The 24178-nt window shown below is 45.1% G+C and carries 19 protein-coding genes and 1 other RNA gene; 8 read left to right on the top strand and 12 right to left on the bottom strand.

From position 1 onward, the window contains the following. Positions 1-17: 17 nt before the first annotated feature. From H6G03_RS14950 to H6G03_RS14935, 4 genes are all read left to right on the top strand, one after another. Positions 18-1226 (top strand): 4-hydroxy-3-methylbut-2-enyl diphosphate reductase, encoded by a 1209-nt coding sequence (locus H6G03_RS14950; RefSeq protein ID WP_190465163.1) that lies wholly within the window; start codon positions 18-20, stop codon positions 1224-1226. A 295-nt stretch (positions 1227-1521) separates the two neighbouring features. After that, a complete protein-coding gene (locus H6G03_RS14945) occupies positions 1522-2772 on the top strand; it encodes a tetratricopeptide repeat protein (protein ID WP_190465162.1) in 1251 nt (416 codons plus the stop codon). 111 nt (positions 2773-2883) lie between these two features. Next, positions 2884-4014, top strand: a complete 1131-nt coding sequence (locus tag H6G03_RS14940; protein WP_190465161.1) for a glycosyltransferase WbsX family protein — start codon at positions 2884-2886, stop codon at positions 4012-4014. Between the two features lie 45 nt (positions 4015-4059). Next, on the top strand, positions 4060-5499 hold the full coding sequence (locus tag H6G03_RS14935; RefSeq protein WP_190465160.1) for a carotenoid oxygenase family protein: 1440 nt from the start codon (positions 4060-4062) through the stop codon (positions 5497-5499). A 93-nt stretch (positions 5500-5592) separates the two neighbouring features. On the opposite strand, the gene patX is transcribed toward H6G03_RS14935, so the two are convergent. The 6 genes from patX to gloA all read right to left on the bottom strand — a co-directional run bounded on the left by patX (position 5593) and on the right by gloA (position 8876). After that, positions 5593-6255, bottom strand: coding sequence for a heterocyst-inhibiting protein PatX (patX, locus tag H6G03_RS14930; RefSeq protein WP_190465159.1), 663 nt, complete (start codon positions 6253-6255; stop codon positions 5593-5595). A gap of 601 nt (positions 6256-6856) precedes the next feature. Beyond that, positions 6857-7288 carry a preQ(1) synthase gene (queF, locus tag H6G03_RS14925; protein ID WP_190465158.1) on the bottom strand — a complete coding sequence of 144 codons (432 nt, stop codon included), beginning with the start codon at positions 7286-7288 and terminating at the stop codon, positions 6857-6859. A 9-nt stretch (positions 7289-7297) separates the two neighbouring features. Beyond that, on the bottom strand, positions 7298-7732 hold the full coding sequence (locus tag H6G03_RS14920; protein ID WP_190465157.1) for a hypothetical protein: 435 nt from the start codon (positions 7730-7732) through the stop codon (positions 7298-7300). Between the two features lie 185 nt (positions 7733-7917). Beyond that, entirely contained in the window at positions 7918-8292 is a 375-nt protein-coding gene (locus tag H6G03_RS14915) for a phasin family protein (protein ID WP_190465156.1), read from the bottom strand. A gap of 24 nt (positions 8293-8316) precedes the next feature. Continuing rightward, an RNA gene (gene ffs, locus H6G03_RS14910) (signal recognition particle sRNA small type) lies at positions 8317-8413 on the bottom strand. Between the two features lie 25 nt (positions 8414-8438). After that, positions 8439-8876 carry a lactoylglutathione lyase gene (gene gloA, locus H6G03_RS14905; RefSeq protein ID WP_190465155.1) on the bottom strand — a complete coding sequence of 146 codons (438 nt, stop codon included), beginning with the start codon at positions 8874-8876 and terminating at the stop codon, positions 8439-8441. Positions 8877-9122: 246 nt separating this feature from the next. On the opposite strand from gloA, the gene eno reads away from it, so the two are divergent. Next, positions 9123-10412, top strand: a complete 1290-nt coding sequence (gene eno / locus H6G03_RS14900) for a phosphopyruvate hydratase (protein WP_190465154.1) — start codon at positions 9123-9125, stop codon at positions 10410-10412. Between the two features lie 185 nt (positions 10413-10597). Here eno and argC read toward each other — a convergent pair whose 3' ends face one another. Next, entirely contained in the window at positions 10598-11656 is a 1059-nt protein-coding gene (gene argC, locus H6G03_RS14895; protein ID WP_190465153.1) for an N-acetyl-gamma-glutamyl-phosphate reductase, read from the bottom strand. A gap of 686 nt (positions 11657-12342) precedes the next feature. Here argC and ribBA point away from each other — a divergent pair. Beyond that, positions 12343-14037: a bifunctional 3,4-dihydroxy-2-butanone-4-phosphate synthase/GTP cyclohydrolase II gene (ribBA, locus tag H6G03_RS14890; protein WP_190465152.1), complete on the top strand. Its 1695-nt coding sequence runs from the start codon at positions 12343-12345 to the stop codon at positions 14035-14037. Between the two features lie 712 nt (positions 14038-14749). Beyond that, a complete protein-coding gene (locus H6G03_RS14885) occupies positions 14750-16201 on the top strand; it encodes a tetratricopeptide repeat protein (protein ID WP_190465151.1) in 1452 nt (483 codons plus the stop codon). A 139-nt stretch (positions 16202-16340) separates the two neighbouring features. On the opposite strand, the gene miaB is transcribed toward H6G03_RS14885, so the two are convergent. Next, on the bottom strand, positions 16341-17705 hold the full coding sequence (gene miaB / locus H6G03_RS14880) for a tRNA (N6-isopentenyl adenosine(37)-C2)-methylthiotransferase MiaB (protein ID WP_190465150.1): 1365 nt from the start codon (positions 17703-17705) through the stop codon (positions 16341-16343). 583 nt (positions 17706-18288) lie between these two features. On the opposite strand from miaB, the gene H6G03_RS14875 reads away from it, so the two are divergent. Further along, positions 18289-20922 (top strand): YncE family protein, encoded by a 2634-nt coding sequence (locus H6G03_RS14875; protein ID WP_190465149.1) that lies wholly within the window; start codon positions 18289-18291, stop codon positions 20920-20922. A 77-nt stretch (positions 20923-20999) separates the two neighbouring features. Here the strand turns inward: H6G03_RS14875 and H6G03_RS14870 are convergent, their stop codons facing one another. From H6G03_RS14870 to H6G03_RS14855, 4 genes are all read right to left on the bottom strand, one after another. Continuing rightward, positions 21000-21368 (bottom strand): Crp/Fnr family transcriptional regulator, encoded by a 369-nt coding sequence (locus H6G03_RS14870; RefSeq protein WP_190465148.1) that lies wholly within the window; start codon positions 21366-21368, stop codon positions 21000-21002. Between the two features lie 247 nt (positions 21369-21615). Beyond that, positions 21616-23025 carry a cytochrome c biogenesis protein gene (locus H6G03_RS14865; RefSeq protein WP_190465147.1) on the bottom strand — a complete coding sequence of 470 codons (1410 nt, stop codon included), beginning with the start codon at positions 23023-23025 and terminating at the stop codon, positions 21616-21618. Positions 23026-23029: 4 nt separating this feature from the next. After that, positions 23030-23770, bottom strand: coding sequence for a cytochrome c biogenesis protein CcdA (locus H6G03_RS14860; protein WP_190465146.1), 741 nt, complete (start codon positions 23768-23770; stop codon positions 23030-23032). 163 nt (positions 23771-23933) lie between these two features. Beyond that, the coding region (locus H6G03_RS14855; RefSeq protein WP_190464960.1) for a hypothetical protein at positions 23934-24178 on the bottom strand (245 nt) is incomplete at its 5' end.

Here is a 24178-nt window from a genome sequence, read left to right as displayed (position 1 = left end):
TATCAGAAAAAACGCCAATGGATACAAAAGCCTTCAAACGATCGCTCCAACAATCGGAGAACTACCACCGCAAAGGATTCGGTCATCAAGACGAAGTTGCTGATGTTCTCAAATCCGAATATCAAAGCAATCTAATTCAGCAAATCCGCGATAATAACTACAGCCTGCAACGGGGTGACGTTACCATCCGGCTAGCGGAGGCATTTGGCTTTTGCTGGGGTGTGGAACGAGCTGTAGCGATGGCTTACGAAACCCGCCAACATTTCCCCACCGAACGCATTTGGGTTACTAACGAGATTATTCACAACCCTTCTGTAAACCAAAGATTGCAGGAGATGCAGGTGCAGTTCATTCCCGTTGTGGAAGGTAAAAAGGACTTTTCCTGCGTTAGTGCCGATGATGTCGTGATTTTACCCGCATTCGGTGCCAGCGTCCAAGAAATGCAGCTGCTTAACGACAAAGGTTCCAAAATAGTAGATACTACTTGCCCTTGGGTGTCTAAAGTTTGGAATACTGTTGAGAAACACAAGAAAAAGAATTACACTTCCATCATCCACGGCAAGTACAAACACGAAGAAACGATCGCCACCAGTTCTTTTGCTAATAAATATCTCATCGTTTTAGATATGAAAGAGGCAGAATATGTTGCCAACTATATTCTTAACGGTGGCAATCGCGATGAATTCCTGGCTAAATTCAGTCGTGCTTTCTCAAAAGGATTCGATCCGGATATCGATTTAGAGCATATCGGTATTGCCAACCAAACTACTATGCTCAAAAGCGAAACCGAACAGATTGGCAAACTGTTTGAGCGGACGATGATGAGAAAGTACGGCCCTGACAAATTAAACGATCATTTCCAAAGCTTTAACACAATTTGCGATGCTACGCAAGAGCGTCAAGATGCTATGTTAAATCTTGTGCAAGAAAGCCTCGATTTAATCGTAGTTATTGGTGGGTTCAATTCTTCCAACACCACGCAATTACAGCAAATTGCCAGCGAGCGCGGAATTCCTTCCTATCATATCGATAGCGCCGAACGTATTTTGCCAGGAAATCGGGTTGAGCATAAACTGTTGCACGGTAATTTAGAGGTAAAAGAAAATTGGTTACCAGAAGGCAAAATTGTAGTGGGAATTACCTCCGGTGCTTCTACTCCCGATAAAGTCGTGGAAGATGCGATCGAGAAAATTTTTGCTTTGAAAGCATCGGCAGCATTAGTTTAGATTATTTTGGTCTAATTGGTAGCAAGGCCAACCCCCTCTCCATTGACGGGGAGGGGCTTCATACTTTCTGACTAGAAAAATAAAAATTTTACCAAAATAAAAAAATTACCCAAATCGGCTTAGATTATCCCCCTATGTGCCATACCCCTATTCCCAAAGACCATCTGGGTAATTGTAGAGCTGGCGAATAGCGGATCGGATGCTATTATTAGCACGATCGCACGCAATATTTGAGCGCGATCTTACAGTTTGAGGTAAACTAAGAGGCTAATTCTCCCAATAGCCGCGATCGCAGATGTTACCACTTAATAAAGCGTCTACTCGGATTGGTATTGCCGCCGGTATCGTAGCTATCCTTGGTACTGGCATCGCCACCTATCTGTATTTTACTCCCTCATCCTCGTCGTCAAAGAGGATGGCCGTCACCGTACTAGAAGATTGCGGTGGATTTTTGGTCAACGACCCCCAGGCAGATTTCCTCAGAAAAACTGCTCTGAGCGACCAAGAAAAAGCAGCACTACAGAAAAAAATCGAGTGCTATACCTTTCAAATTGGCCAAGACGCCAATTATGCAGACGGGTACACTAATTTAGGAGAAGCGTACCGTCGCCTGGGAGATGTGGATAAAGCTCGCAAATTTCACCAAAAAGCGATAAATTTGAACCCCGGACTGCAAGAAGCCAAACTGGGATTGGCATTGGTAGAGCAAGAGTCGGGGAATCCTAAAGTGGCTGTAGCGGCGATTCAAGAAGCGATCGGTCACAAGGAAAACGCGATCGCTTACTACTATCAAGGGGTAACCAACTATAAACAGGGAAACATCAAGGATGCAGAAGTAGCTTTTCGCAAAGCGATCGAAATGGATGCTAATTATGCCGAAGCTCATGCTAACTTGGGGCTGATTCTCAAGCAACAAGGCAAATTGCCAGAAGCGATCGAGCAAACCAGGCAAGCACTTCGCATCTATCCCGACTTAGCACAAGCTCATTATAACCTGGGGGTATCTCTCCAAGCTCAAGGTCAGACCCAGGAAGCAATAGCAGCTTACAGAGAAGCTATTCGCGTCAATCCCAACCATGCAGAAGCTAACTATAATTTAGGAGTAGCGCTGAGAAACGTAGGCAAAACATCGGAAGCGATCGCAGCTTACAGAGAAGCTATTCGCATCAATCCCAAAAATGTTACAGCTCATATTAACCTGGGAACCGATCTAACAGATCAAGGCAAATTAGAGGAAGCGATATCTGAATTGCGAAAAGCAATCACCCTCGCTCCCGAAGATGCAGAAGCTTACAATAATTTGGGAGTTGCTCTGTACAAGCAAAATAACCTGACAAAAGCGATATCCATGTGGGAAGAAGCTATTCGCATTAATCCCCAGTACGCAGAAGCGCACCATAACTTGGGAGTTGCCCTCGCCAGCCAGGTTAAGGTAGAAGAGGCGATCGCTACTTTAAAGCAAGCTAGCGACTTATACAGATCTCAGGGTAAAACGCAAACAGCTGACAAAATCGATGGAGTCTTACGGAATGTAGGAGTCCAATAAAAACGTAGTAACCCAGACGGGCATAGGAATATTCCGAGCTACCGTACTTAGTGTGCTAGAAATAAGAGGTTTATACCACAAGTCTGACGATACTAAGTGCGGTAGAAAAAAATGGACTTACAATCTCCAAAAGCTCGTCTGATTGCTTTTTACCTTCCCCAGTTTCATCCGATTCCAGAAAACGATGAATGGTGGGGTAAAGGATTTACTGAATGGACAAATGTTGCTAAGGCCAAACCATTATATCCCGGTCATTACCAACCACATATTCCAGCAGATTTAGGTTTTTATGACTTGCGCGTACCAGAAACTCGCCAAGCGCAGGCAGAAATGGCGAAAAATTACGGAATAGAAGGTTTTTGTTATTGGCATTATTGGTTTGCCGGCAAGCGTTTGCTTGAAAGGCCATTTAATGAAGTTTTAAAGTCGGGCGAACCAAATTTTCCTTTTTGTTTGGGATGGGCAAATGAAACCTGGAGTGGTATTTGGCACGGTAGTCCCGACAAAATATTAATGGCACAGACATATCCTGGTTTGTCAGACTATGAAGCTCATTTTTATACAGTTTTAGAGGCTTTTTCCGATCCTCGTTACATTAAAATTGATGGCAAGCCACTCTTCATCATTTACCGTCCGAAAAAATTGCCCGAGCCAAAATTGTTTACCGATTATTGGCGAGAATTAGCCATGAAATCCGGTTTAAAAGGTTTATATTTTATGGGCGTTGTTTTTGACCCATCCTGGGTTCCAGAGCTAAATGGCTTTGACGCTTCTATCATTATCAATCCGGATTTTTCCCGTGCTGTTTCGCCCAAATTAATAGCACCGCAATTTTTCCCAAAAAGTACTATTTTTGATAAGTATTACACTAAGATAAATTCTGTGTTGACTAAAAAAATACCTAAAATAAATAGAAAAGTTCCGATAGTTTGTGCTTACGCTGAAGGTATTAAAAATGCTTTTTTGAAACAAGCAGTAACATTTGAACACTATCCTTGTATTTTTCCTAATTGGGATAATACACCCAGGAGTGGTGTAAATGGTGTGGTGTTTCACGATTCTACGCCAGAGTTATTCCGTATTCACCTTAAAGAAGCACTCTCAAAGGTGGAAAATAACGCCAGAGAAAAAAGGATTATCTTCATTAGGTCTTGGAACGAATGGGCAGAAGGTAACTATTTGGAACCAGATAAAAAATTTGGTAAAAGTTATCTAGAAGTGATTAAAGATGAAGTATTGTGAAAATAGAATTTTTAATTTATTTGCCGCCCATTACCAATATCCAATATGAAAACATCTGAGTTACTATCAACGCCAAAAGCTTGGGCAAAAGCTTTCTCCCAACCGGCTAAAGAATTTCCCCTCACTTCCCTGCCACTTCTTTTTGGCAAAATACCAGAAAGTTTGCACGGCACTCTTTATCGCAATGGCCCAGCACGGTTGGCACGAGGAGGCGATCGCGTGGGACACTGGTTTGATGGCGATGGTGCTATCCTCGCCGTCAACTTCAGCGATGGTAAGGCTACAGGCGTCTATCGTTATGTGCGAACAGATGGATATCTAGCGGAATCTCAAGCGGATAGATACCTCTACGGAAACTATGGCATGACCGCACCTGGGCCAATCTGGAATCAATGGTTCAGACCGGTAAAAAATAGCGCTAATACCTCCGTCTTAGCCTTAAGCGATAAGCTGTTAGCACTTTGGGAAGGCGGAAAACCGCACGCTTTAGACTTGCAAACTTTGCAAACTAGGGGATTGGACGATTTATCCGGACTCAGTGGTGAGTTGCCTTATTCTGCACATCCCAAATGGGACGCGCAAACAGGGGAAATTTTTAACTTTGGTATCACTCCCGGAGTTAATTCCAAACTCAATATATATAAGAGCGATCGCACAGGCAAGATTGTGCAAAAGCAGTCAATCACTGTGGATGGAATTCCCCTATTGCATGATTTTGTCATGGCTGGGCAATATCTTGTTTTCTTCGTTCCGCCAGTACGGGTTAACTTACTTCCAGCTGCGATCGGTTTGTACAGCTTCAGCGAAGCAATGCAGTGGAAACCCAAGCTGGGAACCCAAATTTTAGTTTTCGATCGCGAAAATCTATCTTTAGTTAGCCGTGGGGAAACGGAACCTTGGTATCAGTGGCATTTTGCTAACGGTTACGTAGATGCTAACAATTTAGCTGTGATAGATTTTGTCCGTTATCCAGACTTTCAAACAAACCAACGTTTGAAGGAAGTAGCAAGCGGACAAATGCAAACTCCCGCTAAATCAACTTTGTGGCAAGTCCATCTCGACCCCAAAACTGCTAAGGTAAAGACATCTGAGGAATTGTTAGACCGAGATTGCGAATTCCCACTTGTACCGCCATCCCACATCGGCAAAGCTTCGCGCTTTACTTATCTGTCCTTGCAACGGCAAGATGTCGATACTGCTAGAGAAATGTATGGTGCGATCGCACGTTTCGACAATCAAACTAGCACTCTCACAGAAGCCGATCTAGGCGAAAATCGCTATCCTATGGAACCCATTTATGCTCCGGATGCCATCAATTCCGAGCGAGGTTGGATACTGACCGTTGTGTTTGATGGCAACACAAACAGCAGCGAAGTTTGGATATTTGATAGCGAAAGACTGGATGATAAACCTGTGTGCAAACTGGGATTACCCAGCATTGTGCCTATGGGATTTCACGGTACTTGGAAAGCAGCAACAGCTTAAAATATTAGGAATTAAAAATCGTAAGTTGTAGAGAATCGTGACGAGATTTTAATTCTTTACCTTTCCCAACATTTAAGCATCGTTTAGATTGGGCTAGATCGTGAACCGTCCGCTGCCAAGAATTTTTCGGTTAGGCTGATTCTTGACCGCAGCTACTAAATCCTGTGACGAATTGGAATTAGGATTGAAAATTGTGCTTAAGCGTCCGGTGCGGGTTTTTCGGTTGGGTGGATTTTTAACCGCCGCAACTAAATCTTCATTCACATCAAAACTGGTATTGAGATATGTGCTGAAACGTCCGCTACCGCGACTGTCATCATCATCTGGCTTTTTTTCATCTGCTACTAAAGCTTCAGTTATGGCCAAATTATTATTGGGATGTGCATTCAGACGTCCGCTACCGCGACTGTCATCATCATCTGGGTTTTTTCCTTCTGCTACTAAAGCTTCAGTTATAGCCAAATTATTATTGGGATGTGCGTTCAGACGTCCGCTACCGCGACTGTCATCATCATCTGGGTTTTTTCCTTCTGTTACTAAAGCTTCAGTTATAGAAAAATTATGATTGGGATGTGTGATGAGCCGTCCGCTACCGCGACTGTCATCATCATCTGGGTTTTTCCCATCAGCAACAAAAGCTTGAACTGAGTCACATTTTTGTTGATTTTCAGAAAGGCGATTTTCAAAAACTTTACTGTTAGCTGCAACCCCAGAAACTAACAAACCAGATAGGATAAGAGAGGTGTAGACGCGCATTGTAGATGTCCTTGGTTACTGTTCTACTGCGTTATCCGTACCTCTCGATAAACCATCCGGATAAAATGCCAAAAAAATTTCAGCAATTTACTAAATGCTGAATTCGACACAACAAATACAAATGAGTAGATATTTATCACCCGAAAAGGTGATGTCATAGTAAATCTGGGTTTGTTAAAGCCTTGAATTTTTGGGCTAAACATTGTAGAGACGTTTTATGAAACGTCTCTAGAGTCGGTCAATATAAAAGTGAGAAAAGCGATTGTTGCAGACGATTACCTATAAGTAGGTGGATACAATAAAACTTAGAGTGGGCAATGCCCACCCTACAACAAATTATCTGTCAAAAGGCGATTGTCACCCGAATGGGTGATGTAAACTAACAAAAATTTTGATATTATAACTTCATGATTAAAAATGTTAGTTAATGTTACAGATTTGGCGCTCGTGGGTTACGGGCACAAGAAAGAAATTATTTGTTTTGAAACTCGACCTTGTTAGCCGTGCCAAACGCACTCTACAGTTAGATAATATTGTACTCGCTACATTTATCGGAGAGCAGTCGATCGCTTCTCCCGCGTTGCACTAACTTTGAGCCTTATTATTTGTGATGATGCACCTCAATCACTGTATGAACATTACCGCGAGGAGAAAAATCTCCTTTGACAGTTACTTCTAAGGGGTCGCAAGCAGCAACGAAGTCATCCAAAATTTGATTAACCGATTCTTCGTGGGAAATGTAGCGATCGCGATAACTATTAATATATAACTTCAGCGCCTTCAACTCCACCACCTTTTCATCTGGAACGTAGTTAATGTGGATTGTGGCAAAATCTGGATAGCCAGAAAACGGACACTTACAAGTAAACTCTGGCAAACTAACGTTGATATTGTAGCGTCGCCCCACACGCGGATTTGGAAAAGTAATCAACTTTCCTTCTGCTATGTGGCGTTCCCCATACTTTATCTGTGAATTTTGCTCTATAACTACAGATTCCGACGAAATAACTGGGTCAGCTGAAGAGTTAGTCATAATCGATACCTAAAAAATAGATGGTGGGTTGTAATCGTTATCGCTGTTTTCGCCTGCTTCCCAATCAGGACAATTCTCGCCTGACCAACCATAAGGGTGCATTCCACAAACAAGCAAATTTCCACCATAAAATTGACCGTGGAAATTACGACAACCAACACAGGCAGGATATTGTGCTATCAAAGGATCTTCTGCATCGCTTACTGTCCATTCCTCATCAAATAATGTGTCTTCAAGCTGAGGAGTAACCCCCAGCATTGGATCGACTATTTCGCTAAAAAACCGTTCGATATCTTCAGATATAGTGCTGTGCAACTGATGAGCGAATTCTTCAGAAAATTCTGCAAACGTTTCTAGCGTTTCAGTCATTTCAAGTAAGAATTGCTCCACTTCATCAGCTACTGTCTCTAGTATTTCAACCAAATTTTTTTGCCATTCTTCCATAGTGTTTATGCTGGGCTGGCTCTCAAAATAAATAGAGAAATTAGCGAGAGAAGCCTTTTAATTTCAACATGATATCCAAAATTATCAGTGATTGTTGAGTGGCAACCTACGCCAGAAGGCTGAATCAAAAAAGTCGGCCATAGACTGCGATCGCCAGTGCGAACAATCCATCTTTTGTAATGATACTAATCTTGCTTCAGACGGCGCAGTTCGTCTTGTAATGACATCACTTGTTGCCGTAAAACATCGACATTCTGACCCTCGCCTCCAGAGGCATCGTCATCTTCTACGACAATTTCAATCCTACGCGGTTCAGACGGTTTGCTGCTCGTCGATGATGAGTCGATCGGTTGCTGTTGCTGGGCTCGGTTTACCATCTCGTCTACTAGGCGTCGGGCGTCCTCTGTAGTCATTTCACCCTTCGCCACCATTTCATCTGCCAGCTTTTGGGCTTGCTCTCTCAGTTCAGCCAGTGTCATACCCGCTCTTTCCCCTGCGGTGGCAACTACACCAACTCCCAGGTAAAAGGCTTTTTTGACAAGATCTCCTAAACCAGCCATAGCCAAAAAACGCTCTTAAAAAAGGGCGACCCGGATACCACGCCTGCTACAAGCATCCCGTATTGCTGCTACCTTCCGGTCCTGACAAGGTTTGGGCGTTGTGGCCGCATGGGTCCAGGTCTATTCTTAGGATAGCATTATTCTTTTTACTTTGTAAGCAGTTCCTGTTTAGATTTTTGCTTTTCGGTGGCAGAGCCTTGAGTACCCAGTTGAATCAGTTCGATCTTGTAGTCATCGGGGTCTTGGATAAAAGCAATTACCGTACTACCGTGTTTCATCGGCCCGGGTTCCCGCACTACTTTACCGCCACGAGCCTTGATTTCTGCACAGGTAGCGTAAATATCATCGACGCCAATGGCAATATGACCGTAAGCATCGCCCAAATCGTACTTGTCAGTACCCCAGTTGTAAGTTAATTCTAAGACCGTGTGGTCAGACTCGTCGCCGTATCCCACAAAAGCCAGAGTAAACTTGCCATCTGGATAATCTTTTTGGCGCAGCAACTTCATACCCAGCACTTGGGTGTAGAACTTAAGGGATTCTTCCAGGTTGCCGACGCGCAGCATTGTATGTAGCAGTCGCATAACCAATTCCAAATGCTTTCACTGTTTTCTATTGTACGGGTTGGCTCGCAGTATCCTCGTCTATCGCCAGTTACACAGCTTTGTTAACAAAATCACAAACCAAATCCGCAGACATTTTTAATCTGGGTGTGAAAAGTCTGTTGAGCATCTATGCTTAACGATCGGGCTTGCAGGAGTGCATCTCGATCCGAAAGCACTGCTGCCCGTCGCAAGCCAATTCTCATCAGCGCTATCACAAGGTTGATTATGACCGACACACTAGATACTGCGATCGAATTTATTCAGGCGCGAGAAATTCTCGACTCTCGCGGGCGTCCTACCGTTGAAGCAGAAGTCCATCTGATTAACGGCGTCATGGGACTAGCCCAAGTTCCCAGCGGTGCTTCTACCGGCACTTTTGAAGCTCACGAACTGCGGGACGGCGATAAAAGCCGTTACGGAGGCAAGGGAGTTCTCACCGCAGTGGAAAATGTCAAAGAAAAAATTGCCCCGGAACTGATCGATCTCGATGCAGTTAACCAGGAACTGATCGATCGCACCATGATCGATTTAGATGGTTCCCAAAATAAATCGAATCTGGGCGCAAATGCTATTTTGGCAGTTTCCCTGGCAGCAGCGAAAGCCAGTGCAGCTGCACTGACCCTGCCTCTATATCGCTACTTGGGTGGCCCTTTGGCTAACCTGTTACCTGTGCCCTTGATGAATGTAATCAACGGTGGTGCCCACGCTGACAACAATGTGGATTTTCAAGAATTCATGATTGTGCCTGTAGGCGCACCTACTTTCCGAGAAGCCTTACGCTGGGGTGCAGAAGTGTTTTCCTCCCTAAGCAAAGTGTTGCACGACAAAGGTTTGCTGACCGGAGTAGGCGATGAAGGTGGATTTGCACCGAACTTAGAATCGAATCAGGCGGCTTTGGATTTGTTGGTAGCTGCCATTGAGAAAGCTGGCTATAAACCTGGAGAAGAAGTTGCTTTGGCGCTAGATGTAGCAGCCAGCGAATTCTACAAACAGGGCCAGTACGTTTATGATGGTGCAGCTCACTCGCCCGCTGAGTTCATCGATTATCTAGCTAAGCTGGTTGGGCAGTATCCGATTGTTTCTATTGAAGATGGACTGCACGAAGAAGACTGGCAAAACTGGACTTTGCTAACCCAGAAGTTAGGTTCTAGCGTCCAGCTAGTCGGCGATGACTTGTTTGTCACCAACCCCACACGGTTGCGAAAAGGCATCGAAACCAATGCCGGTAATGCCATTTTGATTAAGCTCAATCAAATTGGCTCTTTAACGGAAACTTTGGAAACGATCGATATGGCCACTCGCAACAGCTATCGATCGATCATCAGTCACCGTTCTGGCGAAACAGAAGATACCACCATAGCCGACTTAGCTGTAGCTACTCGCGCCGGTCAAATTAAAACTGGTTCCCTCTGTCGCAGCGAACGTGTAGCTAAATACAACCGACTGCTGCGAATTGAGGAAGAATTAGGCGACCAAGCCCTTTACGCAGGCGCTGTCGGGTTAGGGCCAAAGTAAGGCTAGGGCGTCGGGATTAGGGCTTAGGGAAGAGGGAGTGGGGGAGCGGGAGAGTGGGGGAGCGGGAGAGCAGGAGAATAAATCTTTTCCCTTTTCCCTCTTCCCTTTTCCCTCTTCCCTCTCTCTCTTCCCTCTTCCCTCTTCCCTCTTCCCCTAACCCCTAACCCCTAACCCCTAACCCCTAATTAGGGATAAAAACTCATTTGGGGTAATCCCAAGGTTTCTTCCCAACCGCTCATCAGGTTCATACACTGAACAGCTTGGCCGGCCTGACCTTTCATTAAATTATCTATTACCGACATGACGATAACGCGATCGGTGCGGGGGTCAACTTCGACGCCAATGTAGCAGAGATTTGTACCGCAAGCCCACTTAGTTTGCGGATATACACCACCTGCCAATACTTTCACCCAAGGAGCGTTGCGATAGAAGGCATTGAAGATCGTGATTAAATCTTCTCGCACTAATCCCGGATCTCTAAGGGTGGCGTAAACGGTGGCCAATATCCCCCGCACCATTGGAATTAGGTGAGGAGTAAATTGCACCGTAACTTCATGTCCGGCTAAGTCGCTACAGATTTGCTCGATTTCTGGGGTATGTCTGTGGCGGGCGACGCCATAGGCACCCAAGGAGTTATCTGCTTCTGCCAGCAGCAGATGGGTTTTCGCTTGTCTCCCACCGCCAGAAGTGCCCGATTTGGCATCGATGATCGCAGTTTCTGGCAGAATTAACCCTTGTTTGAGCAGGGGAGAGAGCGCTAGCAAGCTAGCGGTGGGATAGCAACCGGGACATCCCACTAGCTGGGCAGAAGCGATGCGATCGCGATACAGTTCCGGTAAACCGTAAATTGCTGATGCTGCGATTGCTTTGTCGTTGCGATCGCCTCCGTACCATGCTGTATAAGTTTCTATATCAGCAAATCGATAGTCTGCTGAAAGATCCAAAACTTTGCAACCCTTCTCCAACAAAGTTGGTGCCATCTTGTAGGCTAAACCATTGGGAAGAGAGAGAAACACAACTTGACAGCGAGCTGCTATTTGTTCTAAATCTATCGGCTCGATCGTCAGGTCAACTTGATGACCCAGGTGCGGGTACAGATCGGAAAAAGGTTTCCCTGCACTACTTTCACCGCCTAAATATACCAGTTCGACTCCCGGATGTTCCTTTAGGAGCCTTACCAGTTGGACACCGCCGTAACCTGACGCGCCAACAATCCCAACGGGCACGCGCCCCATATCACCCATGATGCTTGACCTTTGTACTTTTTTGGTTTAGAAGAAAACGTTTGAACTTTTGTTGCATTGTAGTAGTTAAGTAGCTGCTACACAAAACTTGGCTAAACTTATTTAAGTCTCACCATTCAACTAGAAATACATAACTTCTAGAGGGTCTGCTTCCTGCTTTCTTCAAGGGAGTAGGCTTCCTACTTGTCCAGAGCGTCAAGAAAGTGTGTAGCCCACCCTATGCGTGCTTTGAACAACTATTCTTGAAGCTTTTAGTCATTTTTCATCCATTATTTTCAACCTATTTAACGAATCGTGGTCTCCCGTTCGACCTTTTTACAGGCTGGTCAGTTTTGAATCGACTGTGGTTTCCAAACCAGATAATTTTGACGCTTGGTTTTCGGCATGGCGGCCAACATATCACAAAACCAGCACGTTGTCAAGTTGATTGCCGCGACCAACTATGAGTAACTTTAGGAATTACTCCCTTCCCGCCGTAAGATGATCGATCGCAAGTAACCTGTTGTTCTTTTCTCCCCCACTCTCCCGCTCCCCCACTCCCCCCAAAGCATACATATTCTTTGAGCGGGAAAGGAGTAAGTTTCGATCCTGGTGCGATCGTCAAACCGGCTGTCAACTCGGTATCAACTGGAGTGGGCTACAATCAAAGATGAAAAGCTTTAAGAAAAGTTTACGATCGCTAACCTGTGGAATCGCCCCAAAACGCCTCTACTCAATCTTTTCAATTTGACTCAATAGAAGCCGCTCTGGCAGAAATTAAGGCCGGTCGAGCGGTAGTAGTTGTAGATGACGAAAGTCGCGAAAACGAGGGAGACTTGATCTGCGCGGCTCAGTTCGCTACGCCCGATTTGATTAACTTTATGGCAGTGTATGCGCGGGGACTGATTTGTCTGGCGCTAACGGGCGATCGTCTCGACGAACTCGACCTGCCTTTAATGGTAAGCAACAACACCGATAGCAACCAGACAGCGTTCACTGTTAGCATCGATGCTGCTACCCATCTGGGCGTTACTACCGGCATCTCTGCCGAGGATCGGGCCCGCACGATCCAGGTAGCCATCAACCCATCTACCAAACCCAACGACTTGCGCCGTCCCGGTCACATCTTCCCGATCCGCGCTAGAGTTGGGGGCGTACTGAAACGAGCGGGTCATACGGAAGCGGGTGTCGATTTAGCGAGAATGGCAGGATTGTATCCTGCGGGAGTGATCTGCGAAATCCAAAACCCTGATGGATCGATGGCGCGGTTGCCGGAGTTAATTGAGTATGCGAAGGCTCACCATCTTAAAATTATCAGCATTGCAGATTTAATTAGTTATCGCCTCCAGCACGAACGATTTGTCTGCCGCGAAACTATAGCCCAATTACCCAGTCAATTCGGTCAGTTCCAAATTTATGCCTATCGCAACAGTTTGGACAATTCCGAACACGTCGCGATCGTCAAAGGAGACCCAGCCGAGTTTCCAGACCAAACGGTGATGGTGCGGATGCACTCGGAATGCCTGACCGGTGATGCTTTGGGTTCTCTGCGTTGCGACTGTCGGATGCAGTTGCAGGCAGCACTGAAGATGATCGAAAGTGCGGGTAGAGGGGTGGTGGTCTATTTGCGCCAAGAAGGTCGGGGAATTGGTTTAATTAATAAGTTGAAGGCATACTCCTTGCAGGATTTGGGTCTGGATACGGTGGAGGCAAACGAGCGATTGGGTTTTCCCGCCGACCTGCGAAATTATGGGGTAGGGGCGCAAATTCTCAATGATTTGAATGTCAAAAAAATACGTTTGATTACGAATAATCCTCGCAAAATTGCGGGTTTGAAGGGTTACGGTTTGGAAGTGGTCGATCGGGTGCCGTTGTTGATCGAGGCGACGCCTTACAATTCTAGCTATCTCGCCACTAAAGCGGAAAAACTCGGTCATATGCTGTTGCAGACTTACCTGGTAACGGTGGCGATCGAGTGGAAAGATGAGGCTGCTTCTGTACAAGAACGATACGATCGGCTGGAGAAATTGCGCTATTTAGCGGCAACATCTCATCTGCTTTTACAGGAGGAAGCGCGACCTGTAGCGATCGCTCTCTTCGGCAAGCCTTCCCTTACCGTTCACTTGGGTTTCGATCAACCCAATTTAGCAGCACCGGGATGGTTTGAGCAATCTAACCATCCTTATGTCCAAGCGATCGCGCAAATTCTTGACAAATTAGCCGCTTTACCCGATATACAACGTTTGGAATTCCTGATTTCTCCGGGTTGCGACCCCCTGACTGGTTTGCAGATACAGCTCGATCGGCAAACATTCTCTTTGCAGCAGTTGCCTTCTTCTGTCTGTAGCCATCTGGAAACCCAAAAAATTTATAGCTTTTCCGTTGAGGATGCTTCTGAATAGGCGAAAACAAAAACTTAAAAGTCAAAACTCAAAAGGCAAAAGAGAAAAGAGACAGGCAAAAATTATCTTTTCTTTTGCCTTTTTGTTGAAATTCCTCCTCAAGGCTGTTGAAAATTTTAAATTGAGATCGACTTCTGCTCCTGGACTTGTGTATGCTTTAGGACATACGCAGCTGGTGGTATTAGTAGGGTACGTTTGACGCACCATCCTTTCATCGATCTATAACTAAAGCGTGACACACCCTACAAGTAGATTTAAGTATGGCACTTGCGTATGTTCTCTACTTGTTATTGAGAATATAAAGCTTACGTGAAACTAACTAGATAATAGTTAAAGATTTTGTAAAGAATGATATGTCAACCGTGAATTTAGGGAACATTAACGGTATATTTACGGATTAGATAGGCAGGGTAAACCTGAGCGATTAAAGTATTTTCCTCAATTTGCCTCAAATGCACAAGCAAACAATGGCATCCCTGGTGTACGGAAGGCAGTAGAGACATCTACTCAAGTTTGAGGTTCTCCCATCGCGACTTACCCAAGACAGGGCTACAAAGTAGATATTTAGCTGTTCAAAGACGGTTTTTCATATAAACCGAGTTTTTTTGGCCCGCCATACAAATTTGTAAAGCTATTCGTGGAATTGCTTTAGCAATCCCACGAATAGCCAAAAGGTGACATATCAACGATTGCTGAATCAGGATTGTAAACTATGACTATTAAAAACTGCTTGAACGAAGGTATTGACAAGGCTGAGCGAGGGGACTACCAGGGTGCCATTGAGACATTCAATGAGATTTTGCGGCTTGAGCCGAACAATGTCAAAGCGTACTACAATCGGGGGCTTGTCCGGTATGACTTCGGAGACGATCGAGGGGCGATAGAGGACTTCGATCGAGTTTTAGGTCTCAATCCTAACTGCGTGGCAGCTTATAACAACCGAGGTAACGCCCACCGTAATTTAGGAGCATATCACATAGCCCTAAAGGACTTTAATCGAGCCTTAGAACTGAATCCTAACTGTGCCATTATTTATATCAGCCGAGGTCTAGTTCATTTAGATTTGGCATATAAGGAAGCTGCGATTGAAGACTTTAATCAAGCCTTAAAGTTAAATCCTGATTTTGTTAAAGCTTATATCAGCCGGGGTGTAGCTCGCTTTTATATGAGGGATTTTGCTGGAGCGATCGCAGATTACGATCGAGCTTTGCGGATCGACCCCAATTTAGCAGAAGCTTATAATAATCGCGGTATGGCTCGGTTTGAAGTGGGTGACTCTAAAGGAGCAATCGAAGATTTCGATCGCGCTCTAAACATCGAACCAAATTTAGTAGAAGCATACAATAATCGAGGTTTAGCTCGCTTTGAATTGGGTGACTCAACAGGAGCGATTGAAGATTTTAAGCGAGCGTTAGGAATGGATTCTACTCTCGCAGAACTTTACTATAATCGAGCTTTTGCTCGCTACTCGTTGGGAGATAACAAAGGAGCGGTTGAAGATTATAATCAAACCCTCGGTATCAATCCCAAAGATGCCGAAGCATACAATAATCGAGGTAATGCTCGCGCTCTCATGGGAGATAGTAGAGGAGCAATTGAAAACTATACTCAGGCTATAAATATTAATCCCAATAAAGCTAATGCTTATTATAATCGGGGTTTAGCTTATTATTCTATTGGCGACCATCACAGAGCGATCGCAGATTTCGATCGAGCGCTTGAGCTTAACCCTAATTACGCCGCAGCTTACAATAACCGGGGGCTGGCTCTTCGCGATCGCGGCGATATCCAGCAAGCTTTAGAAGATTTTAATCAAGCTTTGCGATTAAATCCAAACTTATCTGAAGCTTATGTCAGTCGAGGTTTGGTACGCTCGGATTTAGGGGATAAACAGGGAGCGATCGAAGATTTTAGCAAAGCATTGCAACTCAATCCCAAGGATGCTAGAGCGTACAATAGCCGAGGATTTGCTCGCTATAGAGTAGGAGAAAATAGGCAGGCGATCGAAGATTTTAACCAAGCTCTTTTACTAAATCCCAATCTCAGTGCAGCTTACCTGAATCGGGGTCTAGCGCGTTTTCATCTGGGCGATCGATTTGGCGGAATTGAAGATATTAACCGCGCACTTCATCTCGATACAAATAGTACGCCAGTCTTGCAATAAGTAGCTGGGCAGAATTATGTACCCTACGGTAAGGCTTCGCCTACATCTGCGGTTAAATTTTAACTAGCGATTTCAACACACAATCCCATCAATTTTCTGGTTATCAAATGATAACCAGAAGTTGGGTTTCCGAACATTTTCACACAGTGACGGGATGCCTTACCTCAACGATTTCGCCAGATAAACTGAAAGGACGGACTTCCGTGATTTTAACTTGTACCAGTTGACCTTTCAGTTGAGCGATATCGCTGCTGAAAAATGTCAGGCGATTTCCGCGAGTTCTCCCCATTACTTGAGTTGGATCTTTGGGGTTTCGATCTTCTACCAACACTTCTTCAATGCGATCGAAATAACGTTGCGATCGCTCAGCTGCTTTTATGCCAACTAAGTGATTGAGGCGCTGCAATCGATCGACCTTCTCCTCTTCGCTGAGTTGATTTTCCCACAATGCTGCTGGTGTACCCGGACGAGGGGAATAAGCGGCTGTGTTCAACTGGTCAAAACCAATATCTGCCACTAATTTGAGTGTATTCTCAAATTGTGCTTCTGTTTCTCCCGGAAAACCGACGATCGCATCGGCGGTAATCGACGCATCCGGCATATAATCGCGAATTGTATCGATGATGCGACGATATTTCTCCTGGGTGTAACCGCGTCCCATCGCCTTCAGCACTTCGTTATCGCCAGATTGGAAGGGAATGTGAAAATGCTCGCACACTTTCGGTAATTCAGCACAAGCTTTTATCAGGCGTTCTGTGAAATAACGAGGATGGGAAGTCGCAAAACGAATGCGATCGATACCCGGTACATCGCTTACATAGTAAAGCAAATCTGTCAAGGTGTGTTTGTGACGACCTTCTGGCGTTACTCCCGGCAAATCTCGACCGTAGGCGTCGATATTTTGACCGAGTAAAGTTACTTCCTTATAACCCTGACGCCCCAATTCTGCCATTTCGGCGCGAATTGCCTCTGGCGTGCGCGATTGTTCCACACCGCGCACGTTAGGAACGACACAGTAGGTGCAGCGTTCGTTGCAGCCATAAATTACGTTCACCCAAGCTGTGACGGTGCTATCCCGTCGCGGTTTGGTGATATCTTCCATAATATGAACGGGTTCTGTGGCTACGACGCGATCGCCCTCCAATACCTGTTCGAGCAAATCTTTGAGGCGATTGGCGTGTTGTGGCCCCATCACCAAGTCTAACTCTGGCACTCGTCGCAGCAGCGCTTCCCCTTCCTGTTGGGCGACACAACCTGCCAATATCAGAGTCAGGTCGGGTTGTTCCTGCTTGCGCTTTGCCTGTCTTCCCAAGTGAGAATAAACTTTATGTTCGGCGTTATCCCGAATTGTGCAGGTATTGTAGAGAATGACGTTGGCATCGTTGGGATCTTCCGACCACTCAAAACCCATATCCTCCAGGATACCAGCCATGCGTTCGGAGTCGGCTTTGTTCATCTGGCAGCCGAAGGTAGTGATGTGATAGCGGCGAGGAGAGGTGGTCATGGTCAGTTACGGTCAAAAATTGGCAATTTGTTTATAACCCTTATAAATTATAGATTTTGCCTATCTGTTTTGGTGGTTTTTTTCGGTTATTGAATGAGTGGATTTTGGATGAGTGGATTTTGGATTGACTCTGCAAAGCTCGAACTGAGCTTGTAATTCGGCACAATTTTTTGGATGATTCCGCTTGAAATTGCTGGCTTAAAACCCGTTTTTTCAGTCAGCCTTGATTTTGAACTGGTAATATGCTTGCAGTTCTATCATTTTTTTATATCGAGTATTACCTTCTTATTAATTTCAGTAAATTTATCTAGTCTCAATTCTAGCTTGCTACATCTAAAGCTGGGTTTATCTCACATAATTGATGTAGTCTTACTAATTATTTATAATATATACCTTGCGATGGATGTAGAAATTAATCAATTATATTTTAAAACTAAAAAAACGCAGATACCAGAAAAATTTTCGTTATCTACAAATTACAGAAAACCATCTGTTACAATACGAAATAATTTTATAAATTGCGATCGCAAAACTAGAAGTTTTGTTCGATCGCGCTCGCTATGGATGTCTTAGGAACTCGATTATGCTGGAAACAAGCCCGTTTTTTAGTGAAAGTTTTTACTTATCTCAAAACCAAGATGTAGCAGCCGCAGTTATAGCAGGCAGTTTTAGTAGCGGGCTTCAACACTTTAATTCTTTCGGTAAAATAGAAGGTCGCGACCCCAGTTTGCTGTTCAGCAACAGGTATTATCTACAGCAAAATGCCGATGTGGCAGCAGCAGTTAACACAGGTGTTTTCAGAAGTGCGTTTGAACATTTTGAGTTATCAGGTCAATTTGAGGCGCGAAACTTCAGCCAACTGTTCGATACTCGTTATTATTTGGAACAAAATCTGGATGTAGCGGCACTTGTTCAAACAGGTCAAAGCGCGATCGCACATTATTTAAGTAGCGGTCAATTTGAGGGTCGCGACCCCAGTCAGTTATTTGACAACAGTTTTTATCTGACACAAAATCAGGATGTGGCAGGATCGATCGGCATTGATTCGCTTACAGGCATAAAACATTATCTAGATTTTGGTGCTGCCGAAGGGCGTATTGCCAGTGCAGAGTTCAATAGCAGTTTTTATTTACAGCAATACTCAGATGTGGCAGCAGCTGTTAATAGCGGTGCATTCCGAAGTGCTTTTCAACATTACGCCCAGTTTGGTGTATTGGAAGGACGCTACGGTAACGATGTTTTGCTCAATCCTGCTGCGATCTACGTTTCCAATAATGGCACAGCTAACGTGGGAGATGTCGATCGCTTCGATCCGAATTTCGCCATCCAAAAGCGGTTTGTGGCGGGAAACAATGAAGGCGTCGAGCTCGATATTGCCGGCAATCTTTATCAGGCGGGAGATGTAACGCCTGGTGCTGGTAGCATTCGCGTTATTTCTCAAATTGGCGATCGACCTGATGGCGACGCATTTTCCATTATAAGAGACCGAGAAATTCGGGGAGCGCAGACGCAACTTGTCAACCCCAAAGGATTTGCGATCGCGCACACGGCTGGATTTACAATTGTTGCAGATAACGGCGCTCAAAATCTCAAAGTGTTTGGCACTGCTGCCGGTGGTGATGTACCGCCTGTGGCGGTAACGGCGTTATCGGCAAATCCTTGGGATGTTGCTTACGATGAAGAGAGCGATCGTCTGTTCGTCGCTTTAGTTAACGGAGATGTGTCCGTTTTCGATAACTACATCGGAAATGGCACAAATATCGGTGGTGGCGGGATCTCCCGCACTATAACTCCTGTTAATGCTGCCGGAAACAAAGTTTCTACCAACTTGCACGGTATTGCCTATTCTCCCGGACGTAATAAATTAGTTGTCACCGACGTTGGTGCGGCGACCGCAGCTCAAAGTCCCAATTTCAACACTGACGGACGTATCTATATAATAGACAACGCCAGTGCGGTCAACGGCAATGTCATACCATCGCGCACGATTGAAGGCCCAGCAACCCAAATGGGCAATCCGGTAGATATGATTCTCAACGGTACCGAGGTGCGGATAGCGGAGAAAGCAAAAGATCTACTTCTAATTTACCGAAATATTTTTGATGGCCCCAGCGGAGATATCGCTCCCGATGTTAGCATTCCGGAAATTAAACCGGAATCTTTGGTCGCCGAACTCAGTGATGGAAGAATGAATCGCGGCGTTACGGATATCGAGACTACAGCAACAATCATCGATTCTCTTGTCGTCACCAGTAATCCGCCAGCAACAGGTTCCAGCGAGTTTGTCGCCAAGCTTTCCACCAACCTACAAAATCAGGCAGCATTTAACACATCCAACGCAGTACCAAGTTTGGAAAACGTCACTTTTGACTTAACCGGAGATGCTTTCATCACATTTGATAACAACGACACAAACGGCGGTGTTTTAATTGTGAATCGACTCGCCAACAGTCGCGATGGCGAAACAGTAAGTATCTCCAGAGACCGGACTATTACTGGTGCTAATACAGGTTTGGTGAGTCCGAAAGGTTTGGAAGTTGCCGATAATTTGGGTCTGGTGTTTGTCACCGAAAATAATGCCACAACTCCAGCTATTCTGGCATTCAGCACGCAAGCGCAAGGCGATGTCGCGCCGGTGTTCGCAACTACCAACCTTGGCGGTCGCCGTCCGTGGGATGTCGATTACGAACCTAATAGCGATCGCTTATTTGTAGCAGCAACTGATGGTGCTGTACTCGTATACGATCGGTATGCCGCGACTCAAGGTGCAAATGGCCCCACACGAGTAATTACACCCTCCGATGTGTCGGGAAATAAGATATCAGTCAACTTGCACGGAATAATCTATGTTGAATCTTCCGATACATTGTTGCTTTCCGATGTAGGCAGTGCCATGAGTGCAACTGACGGACAACTGTTTGTGGTTAATAATGCCAGTACTGCTAACGGCAATGTTTCCGTGCGCGGCATTGCTGGGCCAAACAGTATGTTGGGAAATCCCGTTGATATTACTTACGATGGTGCCAACCTTTACGTAGCTGAGAAGTCGAATAATTTGGTGATGCGCTTTGATGACATTATAAATCAATTGGCTCTCATCGATCCTCTGCCTAACCAGCCACCTATCTTCGATATTGCCGCCAATCTAATGGTAACGAGAAACAGACCTGAGTCGGTTGCTCTTGCTCCCGATTATCTCGCAGCTCGTCCGCGATAACCCTTCTTATCTCGATCGCGGTTGTAGAGACGTTTTATGAAACGTCTCTACAGTCTTTTAGGCCAACAATTAGGCTATCATAAGCTATGCTCTAGGCGAGTCAGACGCTCAGAGTAGGTTTTCATCACTTCCAGCGCAAACATAGGCGTTTCCTGAACGGCGAAAAGAAATCTTTTTTTGTCAATAAAAGCCAATTTGCAGTCTATTTTGGCAATGGCTGTATAGGTTCTGTTTCCTATGCCGACAAGTGCGCCGACACCAAAAACTTCGCCTGTTTTGATTGTCTCCACAACTTTACCGTTGACTGAGATGTCAACTTCCCCTTCCAGGATGCCGTACATGACATCACCTGACTGACCTTCCTCGAAGATGATTTCGCCTGTTGAAAATATTTTCGGGTCTGATTGTTTTTGAAAGATGGCGATCGTTTTTGCAGGTTCTAACATTGTCTTGTGAGTTTAGGACTTGTTGCGCCAAGAATCATATCAAGTCCGGTTGCATAGTAGCGTAAAAAATTTGCGATCGCATCTGTGTTCATCTGTGTTCATCTGTGTTCATCTGTGTTCATCTGTGTTTATCTGTGTTTATCTGTGGTTAAATTTTCACCCACGATTCGTACAAAAAATCCTCAACATCTTTCATGTACTACCAATGCTACCGGACACGATATCAGTTTATCAATCCCGGAGAAATTTAACTTTCACTGGCTAAAGAAGTAGGAGCGATCGCAACTTTTTCGCTCATCTCTGGCCTTTGCAGTTCCTCTAATATCTCGATAATCTCCCGTTCAAAAGCAACTTGAGCGCGATTTGTTCTACCTCCTACATAAAGGCGACCGTCTTTTTGCAAGGCCCAAATTTGGGAGTGAGAAACATAGCTCATCATCACACTTAGCATCAGCAAGCCAAAACCAGTATAAACAATGGGAATTCCCGGATCGGCTTTGATTTGCAAACCCGTACTGCCCACAACTTCCACAATTTTAAGCCTGACGCCATTGATTACTGTAGCCATTCCCTCGCGAACGGTGGTTTGCAGTTGGCCTTTCGTATCGTAAATTAGTAAAGTGCCCTGCAAATCGCGTGCTAAAAGGGAAACGCCTTCACTTAAATCTGGTTTAGTGGGAATCCAAGTACCCCAGATTCTACCTTGGCCACCAGTATCGAGTTGAGCCATCGGTAACTGTAGAATGGGGCTGTTATTTAGCTGGAATCGAATAGCGGCGATCGACCAATCTGTTTGATACAATGTCACGCCTCGGTAACGCAGGGGTTTATTCACGTAAATTTTCTGACGATCTACTTCTTTCCCCTCTTTATCCAAAACCGATAAATCCGAATAAAACTGGTCAATTCCTCCTTCTGGCGTATAGTCAATCCAGAAGCGATTTACTTTAACCGACCAGTCTTTGAGAATTTGCGGATTTGCTAATGGCCCAGCATCGACGATATTTTTTACCTGAAAACTTCCTCCGCTGGGAATCAATTCTTGTGCCATAAATCCGGTCATCGCGCCCCAAATTGAACCAGCCAGAACGATTAACATACTGGCGTGGACGACGATCGGGCCAATCCGTCCTACTATCCCTTTACGCGCATATAAAGAATTTCCTTCTTGAAAAATCCGATAGCGGCGCTTTTGCAATGCCGGTAATAAAGAATTGAGCGAACCTGTTTCAAATTCCGCACTCAAAGCTAATTTTTCAAATTGGCCACTTCGATCGAAAAATTTCCAATTGCGGGCAGCTTTCAATGCTGGAAACTGGCGGGTAAAGGTGCAGGCGGTTAAGCTAGTGCCAAACAAAATTAGCAGCGATAAAAACCACCAAGTCCGATATACCCGATCCAATCCCAAGATGATGATAACTTTCCAGGTGAGGAAGCCAAATAAAGCTGGATTTTCTGGATAGTTGGATTGATAATAGGGGATGGATTGACCTTGTTCGATTACTGTGCCGCTGATGCTGAAGGCTGCGATCGCTAACAGCAGCAATATTGCCAATCGCAAATCTGCCAGTAGGGGCAGTAATTCTTGTCGAAAAAAAATTTTAACAGTTGCAACAACTTTAGCCAAATTTGATGAAGAAAAATCTTTTGAATTCATTCGCTTAAAAATTACCCAAAGGAATCCGAGACAGCAAGGAAAATACGCCAAATCCTACTAACAATGTGCCGCTAACTGGATTTATCCAAGCAGACCAGCGACGCAGTTCCAACAACTTTTTGATAGACCCGGTAAACGTACCTGCCAAAATTAAAGGTGCGACGTATCCCGCTGTGTAGAATAGCAGAAAAAGGCCACCTAAAATCGCGTTTTGCGTTTGTGTAACCCAAGCGAGTAATGTAGCTAGGACGGGTGTGCTGCAAGGGGAAGCAACTAAACCAAAAGTTAAACCCAACAAATAGGAACGCACGCCATCTGGTAAGTTCTGGGAAATCCATTCTGTGCCGCCAAAGGAGGGAAATTGCAACGGTAGGGCTTCTAGTAAGTTTAGCCCCATGATGATGGCGATGATGCTGACGATAATTGGCAACCCAATGCCTATTTGACCGTAAACTTGTCCTACTAAAGCGGCGGCAATTCCCAATCCAGCGAGTGTAGTTGCCAATCCCAAGGAGAACCAAGTAGATTGTGCGATCGCTTGCAGGCGACTTTTGGCTTCGTATCCGCCGATGTAGCCGATCGTAATTGGCAACATGGAAAGCATACAGGGTGTCAGGCTGGTAAGCAAGCCCGCTGCAAAGATGACGCCGACACTCAGCCAGGTGAGTTGGGTTAGCTGAGTTTTTACGAGGCTATCGGCAAGTTGTCCGAGTTGATAGAGATAGGTTTGCAGTGTTTCGATCATGGACTGGTTCGCTCGCGAAATGCTTGACCTGCTTGCATTTTAGCCTATTGGAGGTCGCGAGGTGAGCGATCGTTTATACCTATGGAGTACAGGAGCGGACACTTGGCTGTGTATTGCCGTCATTTATACCATAAGTTATACATTTACTGAAGCCACCCCAGCCCTAAAGGGACGGGGGTTCAAAATGCGATGAAACCTCCACTTGGCTCTCCCAAATTGGTACAACATCCAAGTTCTTAGTGTTGGCATTTTGAACTTTCGCTGCGACTCGCTCTGACTCTGGGAATTTCCCAAAGGAAGAAGGAACTTGTCCTCCTAATCGCAAGTTAATTTTCGTGGTCGCCTGTCTCCAAGCCGCATACAAGAGCGGTTCCGCACTTAACCAAGCGTTTTGTGCTTGATTCGCTT

Origin of the sequence: Aerosakkonema funiforme FACHB-1375 (assembly GCF_014696265.1) — a bacterium.
In the GTDB taxonomy this organism is placed as follows: Bacteria; Cyanobacteriota; Cyanobacteriia; order Cyanobacteriales; family Aerosakkonemataceae; genus Aerosakkonema; species Aerosakkonema funiforme_A.
Note: the sequence above shows the minus strand (reverse complement) of the source record. Positions and strands in the feature narration are given on the sequence as shown.

What these genes read in the sequence shown, in the direction of transcription:
- H6G03_RS14935 (WP_190465160.1), top strand. Translation starts at nt 4,060, where the DNA reads ATGAAAACATCTGAGTTACTATCAACGCCAAAAGCTTGGGCAAAAGCT.
- gloA (WP_190465155.1), bottom strand. Translation starts at nt 8,876, where the DNA reads ATGCGACTGCTACATACAATGCTGCGCGTCGGCAACCTGGAAGAATCC.
- miaB (WP_190465150.1), bottom strand. Translation starts at nt 17,705, where the DNA reads ATGACCACCTCTCCTCGCCGCTATCACATCACTACCTTCGGCTGCCAG.
- H6G03_RS14885 (WP_190465151.1), top strand. Translation starts at nt 14,750, where the DNA reads ATGACTATTAAAAACTGCTTGAACGAAGGTATTGACAAGGCTGAGCGA.
- H6G03_RS14915 (WP_190465156.1), bottom strand. Translation starts at nt 8,292, where the DNA reads ATGGCTGGTTTAGGAGATCTTGTCAAAAAAGCCTTTTACCTGGGAGTT.
- H6G03_RS14865 (WP_190465147.1), bottom strand. Translation starts at nt 23,025, where the DNA reads ATGAATTCAAAAGATTTTTCTTCATCAAATTTGGCTAAAGTTGTTGCA.
- eno (WP_190465154.1), top strand. Translation starts at nt 9,123, where the DNA reads ATGACCGACACACTAGATACTGCGATCGAATTTATTCAGGCGCGAGAA.
- queF (WP_190465158.1), bottom strand. Translation starts at nt 7,288, where the DNA reads ATGACTAACTCTTCAGCTGACCCAGTTATTTCGTCGGAATCTGTAGTT.
- H6G03_RS14950 (WP_190465163.1), top strand. Translation starts at nt 18, where the DNA reads ATGGATACAAAAGCCTTCAAACGATCGCTCCAACAATCGGAGAACTAC.
- H6G03_RS14940 (WP_190465161.1), top strand. Translation starts at nt 2,884, where the DNA reads ATGGACTTACAATCTCCAAAAGCTCGTCTGATTGCTTTTTACCTTCCC.
- argC (WP_190465153.1), bottom strand. Translation starts at nt 11,656, where the DNA reads ATGGGTGATATGGGGCGCGTGCCCGTTGGGATTGTTGGCGCGTCAGGT.
- H6G03_RS14945 (WP_190465162.1), top strand. Translation starts at nt 1,522, where the DNA reads ATGTTACCACTTAATAAAGCGTCTACTCGGATTGGTATTGCCGCCGGT.
- H6G03_RS14875 (WP_190465149.1), top strand. Translation starts at nt 18,289, where the DNA reads ATGCTGGAAACAAGCCCGTTTTTTAGTGAAAGTTTTTACTTATCTCAA.
- patX (WP_190465159.1), bottom strand. Translation starts at nt 6,255, where the DNA reads ATGCGCGTCTACACCTCTCTTATCCTATCTGGTTTGTTAGTTTCTGGG.
- H6G03_RS14860 (WP_190465146.1), bottom strand. Translation starts at nt 23,770, where the DNA reads ATGATCGAAACACTGCAAACCTATCTCTATCAACTCGGACAACTTGCC.
- H6G03_RS14920 (WP_190465157.1), bottom strand. Translation starts at nt 7,732, where the DNA reads ATGGAAGAATGGCAAAAAAATTTGGTTGAAATACTAGAGACAGTAGCT.
- H6G03_RS14870 (WP_190465148.1), bottom strand. Translation starts at nt 21,368, where the DNA reads ATGTTAGAACCTGCAAAAACGATCGCCATCTTTCAAAAACAATCAGAC.